General features: G+C 38.2%; 15 protein-coding genes. 11 read left to right on the top strand and 4 right to left on the bottom strand.

Annotated features, from left to right (window positions below; genetic code table 11):
• Positions 1 to 60: 60 nt before the first annotated feature.
• From ccsA to hemH, 3 genes are read right to left on the bottom strand one after another with little or no spacing between them, the layout of a single operon-like run.
• Entirely contained in the window at positions 61 to 2880 is a 2820-nt protein-coding gene (gene ccsA / locus J1E28_RS02990; protein ID WP_291026479.1) for a cytochrome c biogenesis protein CcsA, read from the bottom strand.
• Positions 2880 to 3479, bottom strand: coding sequence for a thioredoxin fold domain-containing protein (locus J1E28_RS02985; RefSeq protein WP_291026477.1), 600 nt, complete (start codon positions 3477 to 3479; stop codon positions 2880 to 2882). Before J1E28_RS02985 ends, ccsA begins: the two co-directional genes overlap by 1 nt.
• Complete coding sequence (hemH, locus tag J1E28_RS02980; protein ID WP_291026539.1) at positions 3480 to 4409, bottom strand: ferrochelatase; 930 nt, start codon at positions 4407 to 4409, stop codon at positions 3480 to 3482.
• Between the two features lie 102 nt (positions 4410 to 4511).
• Here hemH and J1E28_RS02975 point away from each other — a divergent pair, with 102 nt between their 5' ends.
• The 6 genes from J1E28_RS02975 to J1E28_RS02950 all read left to right on the top strand — a co-directional run bounded on the left by J1E28_RS02975 (position 4512) and on the right by J1E28_RS02950 (position 11376).
• Entirely contained in the window at positions 4512 to 4940 is a 429-nt protein-coding gene (locus J1E28_RS02975) for a hypothetical protein (protein ID WP_291026475.1), read from the top strand.
• Positions 4940 to 5734 (top strand): 16S rRNA (uracil(1498)-N(3))-methyltransferase, encoded by a 795-nt coding sequence (locus J1E28_RS02970; protein WP_291026474.1) that lies wholly within the window; start codon positions 4940 to 4942, stop codon positions 5732 to 5734. The genes J1E28_RS02975 and J1E28_RS02970 overlap by 1 nt, the downstream gene beginning before the upstream one ends.
• On the top strand, positions 5731 to 6579 hold the full coding sequence (locus J1E28_RS02965; RefSeq protein ID WP_291026473.1) for a prephenate dehydrogenase: 849 nt from the start codon (positions 5731 to 5733) through the stop codon (positions 6577 to 6579). The genes J1E28_RS02970 and J1E28_RS02965 overlap by 4 nt, the downstream gene beginning before the upstream one ends.
• A gap of 110 nt (positions 6580 to 6689) precedes the next feature.
• Complete coding sequence (gene bamA / locus J1E28_RS02960) at positions 6690 to 8933, top strand: outer membrane protein assembly factor BamA (RefSeq protein ID WP_291026472.1); 2244 nt, start codon at positions 6690 to 6692, stop codon at positions 8931 to 8933.
• Positions 8934 to 8956: 23 nt separating this feature from the next.
• Positions 8957 to 10024 carry a dehypoxanthine futalosine cyclase gene (locus J1E28_RS02955; RefSeq protein ID WP_291026471.1) on the top strand — a complete coding sequence of 356 codons (1068 nt, stop codon included), beginning with the start codon at positions 8957 to 8959 and terminating at the stop codon, positions 10022 to 10024.
• A gap of 50 nt (positions 10025 to 10074) precedes the next feature.
• A complete protein-coding gene (locus J1E28_RS02950) occupies positions 10075 to 11376 on the top strand; it encodes a pitrilysin family protein (protein WP_291026470.1) in 1302 nt (433 codons plus the stop codon).
• Here J1E28_RS02950 and J1E28_RS02945 read toward each other — a convergent pair.
• On the bottom strand, positions 11348 to 12388 hold the full coding sequence (locus J1E28_RS02945; RefSeq protein WP_291026469.1) for a Gfo/Idh/MocA family oxidoreductase: 1041 nt from the start codon (positions 12386 to 12388) through the stop codon (positions 11348 to 11350). The two genes, J1E28_RS02950 and J1E28_RS02945, sit on opposite strands and share 29 nt — an antisense overlap.
• A gap of 245 nt (positions 12389 to 12633) precedes the next feature.
• On the opposite strand from J1E28_RS02945, the gene J1E28_RS02940 reads away from it, so the two are divergent.
• From J1E28_RS02940 to J1E28_RS02920, 5 genes are all read left to right on the top strand, one after another.
• On the top strand, positions 12634 to 13452 hold the full coding sequence (locus J1E28_RS02940) for an indole-3-glycerol phosphate synthase (protein ID WP_291026468.1): 819 nt from the start codon (positions 12634 to 12636) through the stop codon (positions 13450 to 13452).
• A 94-nt stretch (positions 13453 to 13546) separates the two neighbouring features.
• Positions 13547 to 13798, top strand: a complete 252-nt coding sequence (locus tag J1E28_RS02935) for a YfhL family 4Fe-4S dicluster ferredoxin (protein ID WP_291026467.1) — start codon at positions 13547 to 13549, stop codon at positions 13796 to 13798.
• Complete coding sequence (locus J1E28_RS02930; RefSeq protein ID WP_291026466.1) at positions 13798 to 15270, top strand: Ppx/GppA phosphatase family protein; 1473 nt, start codon at positions 13798 to 13800, stop codon at positions 15268 to 15270. The genes J1E28_RS02935 and J1E28_RS02930 overlap by 1 nt, the downstream gene beginning before the upstream one ends.
• An 11-nt stretch (positions 15271 to 15281) precedes the next feature.
• Positions 15282 to 16373, top strand: coding sequence for a lipopolysaccharide heptosyltransferase I (gene waaC / locus J1E28_RS02925; RefSeq protein ID WP_291026465.1), 1092 nt, complete (start codon positions 15282 to 15284; stop codon positions 16371 to 16373).
• Entirely contained in the window at positions 16370 to 17281 is a 912-nt protein-coding gene (locus J1E28_RS02920) for a lipid A biosynthesis lauroyl acyltransferase (RefSeq protein ID WP_291026464.1), read from the top strand. Before waaC ends, J1E28_RS02920 begins: the two co-directional genes overlap by 4 nt.
• Positions 17282 to 17986: the final 705 nt, after the last annotated feature.

Raw genomic sequence — 17986 nt, 5'->3', positions numbered from 1 at the left:
TGTTATTTTAGAATATTTCTCTTATGAATAAATATTCTAAAAGTGCCTAAAATAAGACATTTAAGATATTTTAGGCATATCAAGCTGCCTATTCCTACTTGCAATAAAAATTAGCACAAAAATACTTGGCACAATGAGTTTGAGCCACAATGGTATAGGTGCAGCTTCTCCTGCGGCGTAGCTGTGCATTCCAGAGAGATAGTAATTCACTCCAAAATATGTCATAAGCACCGAGAAAAAGCCAAGCACTGATGCACTTGCAAAAATAAAGGGGAAGTTGCGCGTAAATACAAAACGCAGATGCAGAATGATTGCATACACGCCAATGCTAATAAGCGCCCAAGTTTCTTTAGAATCCCAGCCCCAATATCGCCCCCACGATTCATTTGCCCATACACCGCCTAAGAAATTACCCACGGTAAGCAAAAATAAGCCTAGAATCATCGCCATTTCATTAAGCGCACTAAGTGAGAGGATAGAGCTTATGATATTTTGCCTTGATACATCTTTAATGGGCAAAAGTGGGCTTCTTAGGATAAACATTAAAAGTGTAATCAGTCCTAACATAAAGCAAAGTCCCAAAAATCCATAACTTGCTGTAATAACAGAGACGTGGATATTGAGCCAATAGGACTTAAGCACAGGCACGAGATTGCCAATTTGTGGATCCATAGAACCAAGATGTGCGACAAAAAGTGTGATACCTGCCAAAAAGCTTGCGGCACAAAGCGCAAGATTTGAGCGTCTAAAAAAGATTACACCAGAAACAATCGCCGCCCACGCAATATAGAGCATTGATTCATAGGCATTGCTCCACGGGGCGTGTCCGCTCACATACCAACGCAAAATCAACGCAGCCGTGTGAATGATAAAAAGCACAAGGAACAGGGCATAAAAGACTTTATACAAGAGTGAGTGTAAGGGTTTATTTTTAAGAATAGCGCTTAGCACAAGAATAAACAATACGATGCTAATAAGCAAATAAGGGAAAGTAAGTTGAGAGAAGGGATTGTAGGTATTGAGCAAAATTTCAGAATCTATTTTTGAGTTTGATATAATCACAGATGCGCCGTGTTCTTGTTGATATTGCTGTATGGCTTGTATAGCCTGCAAAGCTTTGTCCCATTGATTGTTTTCAAGCCCAAGTTGCACACCATCTACAAAATTTTTATATATTTCTAAAAGTTTGGTTGCCTTTGCCATATCTTCTTGTGCGACAGCAGCACCTATGGCATCAAGCGGAGAAAACCATTGGTTATTTTCAGCCTTATCATCGGGGAAGATTCGAAGAGCATATCCTTTGTTATAGATAAGAAAGGCATAATTAATGCGCTCATCAACACTTATCACATCTTTTTCAAATACATCTCGCAAAGCAGGGCTTTTGAGATTTGCTTCTTCAACATAGTTTTGTAAGAGATATTGTCCATCAAAAAAGACATCAGCAAAAGCAATATATTTTTGATCCTCACTCACACCCAAAATCTCACGCAATTTAGGACTTTTAGTCGCTATCATTTGTAAGTGCTGCATTTCATCGGGGAAAAAGAGCATACCTAAAAAGACTTGTGTAGAATCAAATCCCCAAAATCGTGATTGCTGCGTGATTTTTTGGATATATTCATTAGCAAGTGTATGAACAGGTTTTATGCGTCCGCCAAAATCTTGCATCAAGATTCTATCAAATGCTCCGCTTATTGCCTCAAAGCTTTCTATGGCGCTTTTGAGGGCTTCTTCATTCTTTTGGGGTAGGGGGGCTTGGGGCGGTTCTTGTGAGGTTTGAGATAAAGTAGAATCTTGTTGTGCGTGAAGGCTATATGGCAAAGTAAGCGTTGCTAGGGCAATACATAGCCCAAGACAAAAGGTTTGTTGCGTTTTGAGGAATCTCCCCAATGCTTGAAAACGTCCATTTTTATCAAAAAGTAGCCAAATTACACCAAGTATTAGCATAGCATAGCCTATGTAGGTGGGATTCTTGCCGGGGTCTCTATTTACAGAGAGGATTGAGCCTTGCTCGTCCATATCATAAGAGGATTGGAAAAAGCGATACCCGCCATAATCAAGCACATTGTTCATAAAGATTCGAAAAGGCATAGGGGGATTTTGCCCATCAAGCACTTCTACTTGCGAAGCGTATGAGGCAGGAGAATTTGAGCCCGGATAGCGCTCAAGCTCAAATTTTTGCAGTTTTATACTAAAAGGGAGTTGGATATGGTCAGTCCCCCACGCCAAAAAAATACGATAGCCATTAGATTCAAGCATTGTAATGGTATCTTTTGTGGGTGCTTCATCACCCCTTCTCAAAATAAATGTATCAAAAGTATCATCTAAAAAGCTCACTTGGGCATTGAGTTTAAATATATTTGCATTGTTCTCAATCTCGTTTGTGTGAATATGTAAGGTTTTGTCAAAAAGACTGATATTTTGATTGATAGATTGATTTATTTTATCATTAATATAAGTTGGAATCTGCGCATACTCTACATTGCCTTGAGGGTCTTTAACGTGTATAAAAATATAATGCTCATTGGTTCTAATGAGATTTGCACTCTCCCCCTCGCGTAAGCTCATAATACCCTCAAAACCAAAATATCGCGTGATTCCCGCGCCAATAATAATCACAATAAAAGAGGAATGCAGCAGTAAAGAAGCATATTTCTTTCTCTCCCACGCTTTTGAAGTAATAAAGCACCCAATGAGAGAGGCTGCAAGCCATATATGCACGATTTCAAACCAAAAGGCATCATATACATAGTATCGTGCAGCCATTGTGCCATCAAACTTTTCAATAAAAGTTGCAATCGCACAAGCAATCGCATATATGCCTATGAGTACAAGAACAACCTTTATTGAGCAAAAAAGATTCTTTAAGATGTTCATTAAAGCTCCTTGTTTATATCCATAATGATTTGTTTTTCATCTTTGCCTTTCCACGCGCCATTTGCCATATAGGTATAGAGTTTTAGCATTTGATCTTTGGGGAGATAACCGGGTAATTCATAAATACTTTTGCCTTCTCTATCCACAAAAACAAGCGTAGGTGTGGGGCGCATAGGGGATTTGACATAAAATTCCATAAGGTTAAAAGTAGGGATAGTTTGGGTATCCTCACCTTTATGAAGAATATGCTTTTTGGTGTAGCTTGTGTTGATATAGTCGGGTAAAAAATGCGCCTGAAGCATTGATTTGAGCGCATTATCATTTGCAATATCATCTTTAAGTTTATCACAATAGAGGCAATTATTTTTAGCAAAAATAAAGAGAGTGAGTTTATTATCCGCATCTTGTGTATAGAGATGTTTGGTATCTAAAAATACATCTTCTAGTCCAGCATAGCTTGATTTATCCCTATTTTCAGCTTGTTCAATGAGATGAGATTTATCTTTTGTGTGAGTTGAAATTTTTACTTGCTCATCATCACAACCACAGAGTAAAACAATAAAAGTAGCAAAAATCCCTTGCATAACGATTTTTTTCATTTATATTCCTTCTTGAATGATATGTATAATGGTGCGGGCAAAACTATCGCTATCATTAAAACATTTACACACACGATATTCCGGCACCCCTAGCTTTTGAGCCACCCCTGCATAGAGAATTTTAAGCTCATATTCAGTCTCGGAATTATCGAGGGTGAATGAGAGTGGATATACAATCATTTTATGATTCTTGTATTGGGTAATACATTGCTCCGTGCTTGGTCCTAGCCATTTCATAGGTCCAACTTTTGATTGATAGCCTAAAATCATTTTTTTAAAAACAATGCCTCTTTGGGCGAGGGCAGATTCTAAAACGGTTTTATTCTCTTTGCATTGTTCCTCATAAGGATCGCCCTTATCCACTCGCGCTTGTGGGAGTCCGTGTGCCGATAAAAGAAGTATAAAATCTTTGGGATCATCTTTGCCTAAGCATTCCTGCACACTCTGCACGATACAATCAATATAATGCGGGTGAGTATGATAATGTGAAATTTCTTTCAATGTGGGGCTAAAAGCAAGCTGCTCTAATGCCGCTCTTGCATCAAGGAGAGAGGAGTGAATGGTGGAAAAAGAAAATTGTGGATAAAGGCTAAAAAACACTATGGATTCTATGTTTTGCCGTTGCAAATCTTGTAAGACATTATAAGCAAAAGGCGGTGTGTAGCGCATCGCATAAGTATAGAGCCGCTCTGAATCAAAAGCATTGAGTTTATTGACAAGCTTAAGAGTATGTTCAAAAAGAGGAGATTTGCCACCGATAAGTTCATAATTTTTTTTTACATCTTCTAGGCGTTTATGAGTGATAAAACTCGCTAACATCTTTCTTACAAAGTTGCTTTTTATATCCAAAATCAAAGGGTCATTAAAGATATTTTTTAAAAAGTTCTCAACTTCAAAAAGACTATTTGGTGCGCCCATATTAAGCAAGATGACAGCTTGTGATTTGATAGGGTATCCTTTCGTTCATACTTTGGGTTAAAAATTTTAAGTGATAATAAACTACTAAAGTTAATCATCAATCAAGGAGGAATGATGCAGGAATTTGACTCTCTTACCTTGCAAGAAACCTATATGAGCCTTTTACTCTATCATAAAATTTTTGCCTATTTTTTCGCTCTTCCTTTTGTTTTGAATCTTCTTGTGCTTTTTTTTGGCTCACGCAATCTTGTGGCAATGAATAAAAAAATATGGTTTATTGCACCTATTACCTTTTTTCTCCTCTCTGTGGCGGTGCTAAGTGGCGTGAATCTATGGGCATTTGGGCATATTGAGCTAAGTCTTAGTCTCATTGGAATGATTACTTTTTGTCTTTTTGTGTTGGTGGGGGAGATATTTCGTATAAAGATTCTAAAAGTCGCTAGACGCACTAATCTTGCCGCAATGCAAAGTTATGTGAGATTTTCCAAAATACTTTACATACTTGATTTAGTCTTTTTTGCCTTACTTTTGTGGTTTGCCTAATGCAATTTTTGTATCATCAAAATGCTGGAGAATCCCCTCTTAAGCTCAGTGATGAAGATTTTAATTATCTTTTTAAAGTGCGCAGATTCCAAATTGGCGATAAGCTAAATATGCGTAATCTGCAAGATAAATGCCTTTATGTCTATACCATAGCACAGGTGCAAAAAAAATATGCGATTGTAGAGCTAGATTTTGGCAAAAAAAGCACAGATTCCTTGCTTCCCATAAGCACCTTATCAAATAAATCCTATCAAGATTCTCCACTTTTTTTTCATTTGCTTTGGGCAGTGATTGAGCCAAAAATCATCGAAAAAACACTTCCTATGCTTAATGAGCTAGGCGTGGGGCGCATTAGCTTTTTTTATGCGCAATTTTCGCAACGACAATTTAAGCTTTCACTTGAGAGAATGCGCAAAATTCTTATACAATCCTGTCAGCAATGCGGACGAGATTCGTTAATGGAGCTTGAAGTATATAAGAGTTTTGATGAGATATATAAGCTTTATGCACCCTTTTATGCCTTTGATTTTGGTGGGGAAGATATATGCACTTTTAAGCCCAAATCACTAGAATCTTTTGAAAACTTAGGTGAGATTTTCTATAAAAAAGCAGAAAATGAAATAAGGATAATGGTTGGAGCAGAGGGAGGATTTAGCTCACAAGAGCGAACACAATGTGATAAGATTCTAAGTTTAAATCATAGTGGTATTTTGCGTAGCGAGAGTGCGTGTGTATTTCTTGCAAGTATAGTAAAACTTTGGCAGCAATCATCAAAACAAAAGGAGCAGAAATGAAAATAGCAATCATAGGCTTGGGGCTTATGGGTGGCTCTATGGGGCTAGCACTCAAAGAGCTTAAGCAAATCAATAACACACCTATCACGCGCATTTTGGGTTATGATAATAATCCCATACACGCCCAACAAGCTTTGAATCTAGGCTTGGTTGATGAATGTGTGGAATTAAATGAGGTATGGCAATGCGATGTTGTATTTTTGAGTGTGCCTGTTGATGGTATTATTGAGCTTATAAACACTCTTAAGCCTGATATGATAGGGCAAAAGACAACACTCATTGATGTGGGTGGGGCAAAGGTGCAAATCCTCTCAAGCCTTCCCTCTTGGTTAAGGGCAAATTTTGTTGGTGCGCACCCTATGTGCGGCACGGAATTTTTTGGACCAAAAGCAGCCTTTGGTGAGCTTTATAAAAATGGCATTGTTATTCTTACAGATGTGGGGCAAAGTGGCACATATCAAGTTGAGATTGCAAAAGATATTTTTATTGGCATTGGAATGAAGATTCTTAAAATGTCCTCCGTAGAACACGATAAACATATTGCACTTATTTCACATATGCCACATATTATTAGTTATGCCCTTGCTAATGCGACTTTAGCTCAAGAAGATCCACAAACCATTCTCGCACTTGTTGGAGGAGGATTCCGCTCAATGAGCAGAATCTCAAAAAGCTCACCATTAATGTGGAAAGATGTTTTTAAGCAAAATAAAGCCAATGTGCTTGAAGCAATGGCGCATTTTCAAGCTAAATTTGATGAGGCAAAGCATCTCTTAGAAAATGATGATTATAATGGGCTTGAAGCATTTATGGCTCACGCGAATACCTTGCAGAAATTTTTATAAGCCTTTGTGGGTTAGCGCATTTTGCGCGGAATTTGTTGGTATGTTAGATAAGTTTTAATATAATCGCGCGTTTATGTTGTATTTTATTTTAGCAAGATTCAAGGGATTTAATGAAAAAAATCTTTTTATGCGTGCTTTTATGTTTTAATCTATTATATGCTAAAGAGATTGGCGAAGTAAAAGAAATAAGATATGAAGGCTTGAATGCTATTTCAAATGTCCTTGCCGATGAGATTGTGGGCATTAAGAGCGGAGATAAGCCTGATATTGCCAAAATTGATAAGGCAGTGGTTGCGCTTTACTCACAAGGCTATTTTGAAGATGTATATGCGGACTTTAAGCAAGGGATTTTGACTTTTTATGTGAGGCAGAAGCCAAAAATAGCAAGTGTGGAGATTAAAGGCTATGGAAGTGAGCAAGAGAAAGAAACACTTTATTCTCAAATAGGCATTAAAAAGGGTGATAGTTATGATGAGACAAAACTTTCACGCGCAAAAACCATTATACGCACGATTTTAGAATATCAGGGCTATTATGGCACGGTGGTGGAGACTACTATTGATAAAGTCGGCGATGATAGCGCGTATGCGATTATTTTTAATGTCAATCAAGGCGAGAATATTATTATCAAAAATGCCACTTATGACGGGCGAGAAAAGCTTAAAGTCAAAGAGTTAGAGGAGCTAAGCGCAAATAGGCAAAAGCAATTTATGGGTTGGCTATGGGGGCGCAATAATGGCAAGCTCAAATTAGCGGATTTAGAATATGATAATGCAAGAATCCAAGATGCCTATATGCGCAAAGGATTCTTAGATGCGAGCGTTTCTCAAGCCTTTTTGGATGCGAATTTTAGCGATTATAGCGCAAATTTATATTACAAAATTAGCGAGGGGGAGAGGTATAAGGTTTCTGGTATTTCTATTATCTTGCAAGTGCCTGTGATTGAAGAAACGGAGCTAAGGAAGATTCTTAAAGTCAAAAAAAATACATATTTTAATATCGAGGAAGTGCGCGAAGATGTGGAAAATATCCGCCAAAAAATTGCTGATTTGGGCTATGCTTTTGTGCGCGTGAATCCTGATTTAGACAAAGATGCACAAAATGCAGAAGTCAAGGTGCTATATATCATACAAGTAGGACAGAAAGTTAAGATTAATGATGTGATTATTTCTGGAAATACACGCACCGCCGATAGAATCATACGGCGTGAACTGCTTTTGGCACCGGGCGATACCTACAAACTCTCCTTTCTTAAAGAATCTGAAAACGCATTAAGAAGGCTTGGTTATTTTAATAAAGTGCAAATTGATGAGCGAAGAGTGAGCGAAGATTCTATGGATTTGCTTGTGAGTCTTGAGGAGGCACGCACAGGCGAGTTGATGTTTGGTTTAGGCTATGGGAGCTATGATAAGCTAATGGTTAATGCTTCTATTAGAGAACGCAATCTTTTTGGCACCGGGCAAAGTGGGCAGCTTTATGCGGATTGGAGCTATCGTAGGCAATTAGTCAATCTCACTTTGAGTAACCCTCGCGTGCTTGATTCCCAATATAGCCTTTCTGCAAGTGTGTTTCACTCTTTGTATTGGAATTGGGACTATAGGGAGCAAACCACAGGAAGCACGATTACCGCGGGGCGATTGCTCACAAATACTTTGAGGGCTTCTCTTGGCTATACGATTTCTACTACGCGTGTGGTGGATTTTTACGATAGTACTTTAGAGCAAATCTATAAAACCTATCTTACCATTGATAGACCGCTGAAATCTGCTATTTCTCCGGGCATTTACTTTGATAACACTGATGATTACTATTTCCCTAAAAATGGGGCGATTATCTCGGCGTATGTGGAATATGCTGGGGTTGGTGGAGATGAAAAATATACCAAAGTTTATGGCAAAATGGCATTGTATTATCATCTCAAATCCCTCTTTGGGATTGATTTGATTGCACGTTATAAAACACAGGCGGGGGCGATTTTTGAGCACGGCTATGTGCCTATTACCTCAAAGTTTTATATGGGGGGTATTTCAAGCGTGAGAGGCTATCAAGTCAGCTCACTTACCCCTAGAGACCCTAGCGGGAGGATTCGTATCGGGGGGAATTATATGATGACGCATTCTGTGGAATTAAGCTATGGCATATTAGAGAAAGCACAAATGCGTTTAGCCCTTTTTGCAGATTATGGAATGATAGGAATGAATGATTTGAGTGATACCACACGCTCTTCTTGGGGTGCAGCGATTGAATGGATAAGTCCTATGGGACCTATTGTGCTTGTATTCCCTCAACCCATCAATCCTCAGCCTAATGACAGAACATCACGTTTTGAATTCACAATGGGAACGAGATTCTAAGATTTCATATTAAAGGAGCAAGAATGAGCAATGCACCACAAACACAGCGCATAAGTGATGAAGAGATTTTGGATTTAATGAAAAACGCATCTTTGCGTGAGCTAGGAATGAGGGCGAGTGCGATAAAAACGCATCTTCACCCTGAAAATATTACAACCTTTGTCATTGATAGAAACATCAATTACACCAATATTTGTTGGGTGGATTGCAAGTTTTGCGCTTTCAAACGCAAAGTAGGTGAAGATGGCGTATATATTTTGAGTTTTGAAGAAATTGATAAAAAAATTGATGAACTTCTAGCTATTGGTGGCACGCAGATTCTCTTTCAAGGTGGGGTGCATCCTAAACTCAAAATAGAATGGTATGAAGAGCTTGTCTCACATATCGCACAAAAATACCCTATGATTACCATTCACGGCTTTTCAGCGATTGAAGTGAATTATATTGCAAAAGTATCTAAAATCTCTATTCCAGAAGTGTTGCAAAGACTGCAAAAAGCAGGGCTTTCCTCCATACCCGGAGCAGGAGCTGAAATTTTAAGCGATAGAGTAAGAGATATTATTGCGCCTAAAAAGCTTGATACTAAAGAATGGTTAGAAGTGCATAGGGAGGCGCATCGTATTGGTATGAAAAGCACGGCTACAATGATGTTTGGCAGTGTTGAAGATGATGAGGATATTGTCGCACATTGGCGAGTATTGCGTGATTTGCAAGATGAATTTGGTGGGTTTAGGGCGTTTATTTTATGGAGTTTTCAGCCAGATAATACTCCCTTACAAAAAGAAATGCCACACATCCATAAAGCCTCTTCAAATCGATATTTGCGCCTTTTGGCTTGTAGTAGAATCTATCTTGATAATTTTAAGAATATCCAAAGCTCTTGGGTTACGCAAGGCTCATATATCGGGCAACTCGCTTTGCTTTTTGGTGCAAATGATTTAGGGAGTACAATGATGGAGGAAAATGTTGTCTCTTCCGCGGGTGTGTGTAATTCTATGAATGCCCAAGAGATGATAACGCTTATAAAAGATATTGGTTCACTCCCTGCTAAGCGCAATACGGCTTATGAGATTTTGGAGCGATATGAATGAGGCGTGTTTGTGTATATTTTGCGATGTTGATATTATGTGTAGGAGATGCTATGGGTGCGCAGAATAAAAATGGGGTAGAGCTAAAGAATTATGATATGAGCAAAGCGCAAAAGAATACAAACAAAGTGGAGTATATTAACATACACAATGTGCAGGTGCCATTTATTTTTGAGCAAAACACACATCTCCCTGTGGGCAGCATAGAGCTTGTATTTATGGGAGGGAGTGCGGATAGTGAGATTGCAGGACTTGCTTCTATAAGTGCAAGGATTCTTAATGAAGGCACAAAAGAGCTAGGGAGTGTGGCATTTGCAGATAAATTAGAGAGCAAGGCTATCGATTTGTATGCAAGTGCGGGACTGCAGACTTTGAGATTTGATATATCTTATTTGAAGGAGTTTGAAGATGAGAGTTTGCGCCTTCTTGCAATGCTTTTAAGTGGTCCAAATCTTACCCAAGAGAGTCTTGAAAAAGTGAGGGCTTTAAGTCTTAGCAAGCTTGCACGAGATGAGAGCGATTTTGATGATGTAGCAGAAAAAAATCTCAATAAGATTCTTTTTAAAGGCACACCTTTAGCGATTCCTTTGAGTGGAGATAAGGCAAGTGTAGAATCTATAAAGCTTAAAGATGTTGAAGATTTTTTAGCACGCAATCTTGTTCTTAATCGTCTTATTATTGTTGCTGGTGGAGATATGCAAGAAGAAAAAATAAAAGCAAAACTCACCCATACCCTGCAGTCTCTCCCCCTTGGAGAAGCAAAGCAAAAGCTGCATTTTGAAGTGGCAAAGCAGGCAGATTCTATGGTTGTGCAAAAAAGCACAGAACAAGCCTTTATTTATTTTGGCGCACCCTTTGATGTGAAAGATAAAGAGAAAAATTATATTGCAAAAGTAATGAGTTTTATACTCGGTGGGAGTGGCTTTGGCTCACGCATAATGGAAGAAGTGCGCGTCAAAAGAGGACTTGCTTATTCGGCTTCTTTATATATTAGTGTGGGTGGTGCAGCGGATTATGCGAGTGGGCATTTGCAAACAAAACTTGAAAATAAAGATGAGGCAATAAATGTCGTTAAAGAAGTAGTCAATAATTTTATTGCAAAGGGTGCAACAGAGGAGGAATTAAGTGCGGCAAAGGCATTTTTGCTCGGCAGTGAGCCATTGCGAGAGGAAAAACTCACTTCGCGCTTAAATACAAAATTTATGAATTATTTTAAGGGATTGCCCTTAGATTATCATAAAAAAGAGCTTGAACAAATAAGCAAACTTACCTTAGCAGAGCTTAATGCCTACATCACATCGCATAAAGAAATATTACAAATGAGTTTTAGCATAGTGGAATCTTTGCCAAACTGATGCGCTCTATGGCTTCAATCACTCGCAACACGTGGGCTTTATCGTTTTTAGATTCTTTATTTTTACCCCTAATACAAGCAGCAAAATGAGCAATAGAATTATCAAGTGGCATACTTTGGGGCAAGGTGGGACTAAACTGCTCACCAAGCTTATATTCAATCATTTTTTGATAGAGGCTTGTTTTATCAAAAGTATCTTTTATCACTACACCGGTATCAAAAAGCGTGATTTTATCGCGTTTTGTCTCATCATAAATAGCTGTTTTTTTGCTCCCACCAATAATCATCTCACGCACTTTAATAGGGCTTAACCACGAGAGATTAAGCGTAATGATGATGCCATTATGTAAGCGGAGATTGATATTAGCAAGAGCATCATTTGGATAATTGAGATATTTTGCCCCAAAAGTAGAAACTTCCTCAATATGTAGCCCCACAAGATAATCAATAATGCTTAAATCGTGAATCGCCAAATCCCAAATCACATCGACATTGCTTTGAAAAAGCCCCAAATTAATGCGCCGCGCGTTAATATAAACAATCTCCCCAAAGCTTTGTATGTGGGATTTAAGATACATAATTGCAGGGGAGTGCAAAAAAATATGGTCGCAATAGAGTTGCACATTTTGTGAATCTGCCAACTCATAGAGCGCCCTTGCTTGTGAGCTTTGCGTGGTAAGAGGCTTTTCTACAAAGGTGTGTTTGGCAGATTCTAAGGCAGCTTTGGCAAGAGCAAAATGTGTGTGCGGAGGCGTGATGATAAAAATTGCCTCAATCTTGCTATCGTGCAAAATTGCCTCATAGCTCTCATATATGATAAGAGATGGCTTGATGTGTTTTTGCAAGGCTTTTGGTGGATTTTGGAGCAAGGCTTGATAATCTTGTAAAGCTTCTTGTTGTGCATTTTTGTCATTATCAAAAATACTAACAAGACAAAAATGTGTGCTATGAAACAAGGCTTTTGCGACATTGCGTCCCCAATAACCATAACCAATCATTGCGCATTGTATCACAAAAGAATCCTTAAGGTGCGTTGAATAGAATCTGCAAGGCTTATAAGGTAAAAGCGGAGCAGATTGCTTGTGATTATAAGCAAATATATTAAATGAGTGCTTGTGTGTGGCTATTTGGGAGATTGGGGCTTAAGGTTTGGAGGTAAGGATTCTTAGGGTATAATCGCAAAAATATGCAGAATTAAAACATATAGAATAAATGGTAGAAATGATATAAAAAATATTTTAAGGACGCAAAAAGGGAAATGAAAAAAGAAAATATGATATTAGGGCAGGTGAGCAAGGAAGCGCTTTTGTGTGCAAAAGAAAATCTAAAGATGCGCAAAGCAAGCATAGATTTTGATACATTAGGGCGCACATTAGCTTATAGTCCGTATTTACCGCGCATAAGGGCTGATTTTTTTGCGCGTCAAATGCAAAATGAAGCACAAAATGATGTATCACAAATAAAGACATCAATATCCAAAGAACAAACACAGCATTATACTTCCTTTGCATCATCTTGCCCACAAGATTCACATTATCTCCCTAAAATAGCAAAAAGAATAATTTTAGAATCTCATATAGAGGGGAGTTCTTTGCTTTATGAATGTGCAAAGCTTGAAGAAAATGCGCCGGGCAATTTTGATGCTTATATGCTTGATTTTATCCCTCAATATACCTCTTCGCGTGCGCATTTGCAAGAGCATATGCTTCTTTTAGAATCTATTTCACTTTTGCGCCGACATAGCACTTTGCCTATTATCTATGCAGATATATTTCTAGAATCTTATCAAATTCTAGAATCCGCTCTCTTTGGTGCGGATATGCTGTTTATCCCTGCTGCGCCCATAGAGGGCAAAACACTCAAAGAATTATTGCATTTTGCGTGGCGACTTGAATGCGATGTGATAGTTGCAGTAAGTAACAAAGATGAATTAAAAAAGGCAATTTTTAGTGGCGCAACTATGCTTTTTATCCCTCAAGATTATTTTAAAGAACTGCTCTCTCTTGTGCCAAATACACAAATTATTGCCACTAATCACCCTGATGAATATGGGGTTGATGTATGGATTAGAGATTAAAAATCATAAATTAAGTTAAGCTTAACTGATATTTAGCTTTAATACAAAATTTTATCGTAGTTTTATCGCAACATATATTTTTTAGGAGTAGAAAATGGCTTTGATGATTAATAATGAATGTATTGCTTGTGATTCTTGTGCGGAGGAATGCCCTAATGGTGCGATTGAGGAGGGGGATCCTATTTATAGTATTGACCCAGATATATGCACTGAATGCGTAGGGAGCTATGATGAGCCAAGTTGTTTATCTGTATGCCCAGTAGATGCGATTGTGCCTGATCCTGATAATATTGAGAGCATCGAGGAGCTAAAGTATAAGTTTGAAATGTTTCAAAAAGGGGAATAATGTCAAAAATTACTTCTGTTATTGACATTGGCTCAAATTCTGCTCGTATGGCAATCTACCGCAAAACCTCGCGTTTTGCTTTTCATTTGATTTACGAAACCAAAAGCAAAGTGCGTATTTCGGAGGGTTGCTATCAATCTGGGGGGGTTTTAGGCAAAGCCCCAATGGATCGTGCTATTTGCGCCCTTAAAGAATTCGTCCAAATCGCCAAAGCTCATAAAAGTCGCAAAATCTTTTGTGTAGCGACTTCTGCATTACGTGATGCGCCAAATGCGTCTGTATTTGTGGAGAGGGCAAGGCGGGAGTGTGCGCTTTCAGTAAAAGTGATTGATGGCAAAAAGGAGGCACTTTATGGGGGTATAGCCTGTGCTAATCTCTCACATTACAAAGATGGAATCACGATTGATATAGGCGGTGGTAGCACGGAATGCGCGCTGATACAAGAGGGGAAGATTATTGATTTGATTTCGCTTGATATTGGGACTATTCGCCTCAAAGAACTTTTTTTTGATAAAAAAAATAACATAAAAGGGGCGGTTGCTTTCATACAAAATCAACTCAAAAATATTCCTCCGCATTTTAAGCATCATCGTGTTTTTGGCGTGGGAGGCACAATACGCGCTTTGGCAAAAATGATTATGAAGAATAAAAAATATGCGATTGAGGAAATACACGGCTATGAAATTGATGTTATGCAAAATATGAAATTTTTTGAAAAAGTATCATATACGCCATTAGATAAACTTGCAGATATTGGTGTGCCACCAGATAGAATCGATAATATTCGTAGTGGCGCGCTGATTTTGCAGATGTTTCTTGCACATTTTCATACAAAAGAGATTGTGGCAAGTGGTGTAGGTGTGCGTGAGGGTGTGTATTTGAGCGATTTGCTGCGCGGACATAAAAATACTTTTCCTAAGGGCATTAATCCCTCCATTGGCGCGATAGAAGATCGTTTTATGCTTGATAAGAGATATGCGGAGATGACTCGCAGAGAATCTTTGAAGATTTTTGATGCTCTTTTTCCTATGCACAAGCTTGATGAGCAGTGCAAAAAACTCCTTCATATTGCTTCATATCTCTCAAGCATTGGGCGGATTCTTAATTTTTATAATGCAGGGCATCACGGGTCGTATTTTTTGCTTAATGCCCTAGAGTATGGATTCTCGCACACAGAGCGAATGAGTGTTTGTTTGCTTGTAGAATATAGCGGAAAAAAGATTCCGCAAGATGAAAGCATTAGGCATATAAGTGATATGATGCCAAAGTTACTTAGTTTGCAGTGGCTTAGCTTTATGCTTGCCCTTGCAGAGACGATTTGTCGCAGTGAAGGGAATGCGCAGATTCGTTATGAATACATTAAGCCTAAAACTTTAAAAATTTACACAAGCACAGATTTGTATCTTGCACGAGAAAATATCACAAAACTTCATCAGCCTGAGCCTTTGCATATCGAGTTTGTCCGAATCTAGGGGAAAATGAAGTGAAAGCACAGCACCCCCCTATAAATATTGCTTTCTTGCGCCTTTCAAGCTTGGGTGATGTGATTGTTGGAGCGTGCGTTCTTCCTTTTGTAAAAGCATATTTACAACAGATATATCCACAAGGTGTGTGTTTGCATTGGATTGTAGATAGTATGTTTGCTGCGATATTAGAGAATAGCCCTTGCATTGATAATCTTATAAGCATTAATCTTAAAAAGGGTGGTATCAGCGCACTTCCACAGATTAGACAGCAGCTTAAAGATATGCAATCTTGTGATAAACTTATTGATATGCAGGGGCTAATCAAATCCGCCCTTTGTGGAGCAATGCTTAAAAAAAATGAATTTTGGGGTTTTGCTTGGGATTCTATCAAAGAGCCTGTGGCAAGTGTGTGCTACACACATAAGGTGCATATACCTTATAGTGAGCATATTTTAAAGCGCAACCTCACGCTTGTAAGTGCTGCACTTGGGATAGAACAAGAAGAGAGCGAGACATTTTACGCTTCTCGTGCCAAAGCTTTTGGTGTGAGCAAGGAAGCACAAGAGCAAATTGAACATATCTTGGTAGAATTAAAGGCGCAAGCAGAAGCACACAAGGGGCATTGCCTGTATGTATTACTTGTGCTTGAGGCGAGTTTAGAATCTAAAAGCTACCCGCCAGATTTATTTGTGCAAGTTATTCAAGAACTTTTAGATACAAATCCCTATGTGCGCTTTTTGCTCCTACATCATAGCACAAATAAGGCGCATTATATCAAGGAGCAATTTGCTATGCAAGAGCGCGTGATTCTCTTGCCTCTGCTCTCAATGGATATACTTAAGGCTTTGATGCAAAAAGTGGATTTAGTTATTGGCGGGGATACGGGTGTTACGCATTTAGCGTGGGCAATGCAAAGAGCCTCTCTTAGCCTCTATGGTAATACCCCCCCTCAAAGATTCGCGCTCAATAGTCCCTATAATCGCTTTTTATACGGGAGCGAGAATCCAAGCTATAAAAAAGATGATTTTTCTATTGCACATATCAACCCAAGTGCGATTTGTGCGAGTGCAAGGGATATACTCAAAGCTATAAGCGAGGGCAAAAAATGAATTTTTGGGCAAAAATCGTTCAAATCATAGCCAATACTTTAGGATTCTATCTTGCTAAAATGCCTCACTGGTTGTTTTTGTGGCATATTAAGTCTTTGGCTTTTGTGATGAGAATTTTTGATAGGAGGAGATTTAAAGACGCACAGGCAAATTTGGATTTTGTATATGGTGAAGAAATGAGCAAGGAACAAAAATGCCATATCATAAAGACTTGCTATGATAATTTTGCGTTTGTTATACTTGAGACTATACGATTACCTTTTATTCCTCAAGAGAAATACGAGCCGCTTTTTTCTTTTGTTGATGAGCATTATTTCTTAGACACATTAGAAAAAGATAAGGGCGCGGTTCTTGTTTCGGCACATTATGGATATTGGGAAGCTATGGCAAGCATTTTACCTCCTCGCTATAAGTGGTGCAATACAGCTTCTTTAGGGCGCTTAACACCTTTTAATGCGATTAATCAAATGATTATTGCAAGGAGAGAATTACAAAAAGTCAAATTTATTGATAAAAAGGGTGCCTTTAAGCATTTGTTGAAGCTTTATAGCAGTGATAATGCAGTTGCGGGGATTCTTATTGATCAGAATATTTCTGAAAACGAGGGGATATGGGTTGATTTTTTTGGTAAGAAAGCCACACATACGACTATTGCCTCTGTGCTTTCAAGACGTTTTGATGTGGGGATTGTGCCGGTGATGATTAGTATCAATAAAGATTACAAAAGCTTTGAGGTGCGTTTTTATCCGCCCATTTATTGTGCTAAGAGCAAAGAGAGCGCAGTGGATATACAAGAAGCGACACAGGCTCAAGCATATATTATAGAGCAAGCCATAAGAGCTAAGCCTGAAGATTGGTTTTGGTTTCATAAACGTTGGAAATCAGCCTACAAACATATCTACTCTTAAGCCTACTTTAAGCCCTGATTATGTAGTATTTCACTCCCATTTGATGAGCTTCTGTCTATTCTTGTAGGTTTTTCGCTATTTGAGGTTTTTGTTTTTTTCACACACTAAAACCATACACTTATGCCTAAAAACTATCAATAAAGATAAAAGTATTCTTATGGCTGTTCTTTATCAATATAATCAATGTTTATTAGCTTTTAAGAGAGCTTAGAGTTATTTGGCTGATTATATTTGGTATGATCTTTGACATCCAAGCAGAAAAGAAGTGTTTTATTTCTTTGATACAAGAGAGAATAAAAACTTGTTTTCTTAGTTTAATTCTTACAACTCAATATGACTTTGAGTGGATTTTGTTTTTATAATTTTATAAACATAAAATCTACAAACTCTAGTCTTTGTGATAGAAAAACACTAAGAGAAGGACAAACTTTAACTTTAAGAAGAGCTGACTTTAATACATACCAAATGTATATAGAGTTTGCTTTATTTATGGAGTTATGCCATTAGTTTATTCTCCATAAATGGAGTTTATAAACTTTTTTGTTTAACTCCTTGTTTAGAGAGTTTGTGCCATTATGATTTTATTTTGGCTCAAGCTTCTCTAATACTTTTTGGAGAGTTTGCTTCTACTATTGAATGCAACTCTCCATTTTCTTTTGGAGAGTTTGATCCTGGCTCAGAGTGAACGCTGGCGGCGTGCCTAAT

Source organism: Helicobacter sp. (genome assembly GCF_022511165.1).
GTDB lineage: Bacteria > Campylobacterota > Campylobacteria > Campylobacterales > Helicobacteraceae > Helicobacter_C.
This window is presented reverse-complemented; position numbering and strand designations above follow the sequence as displayed.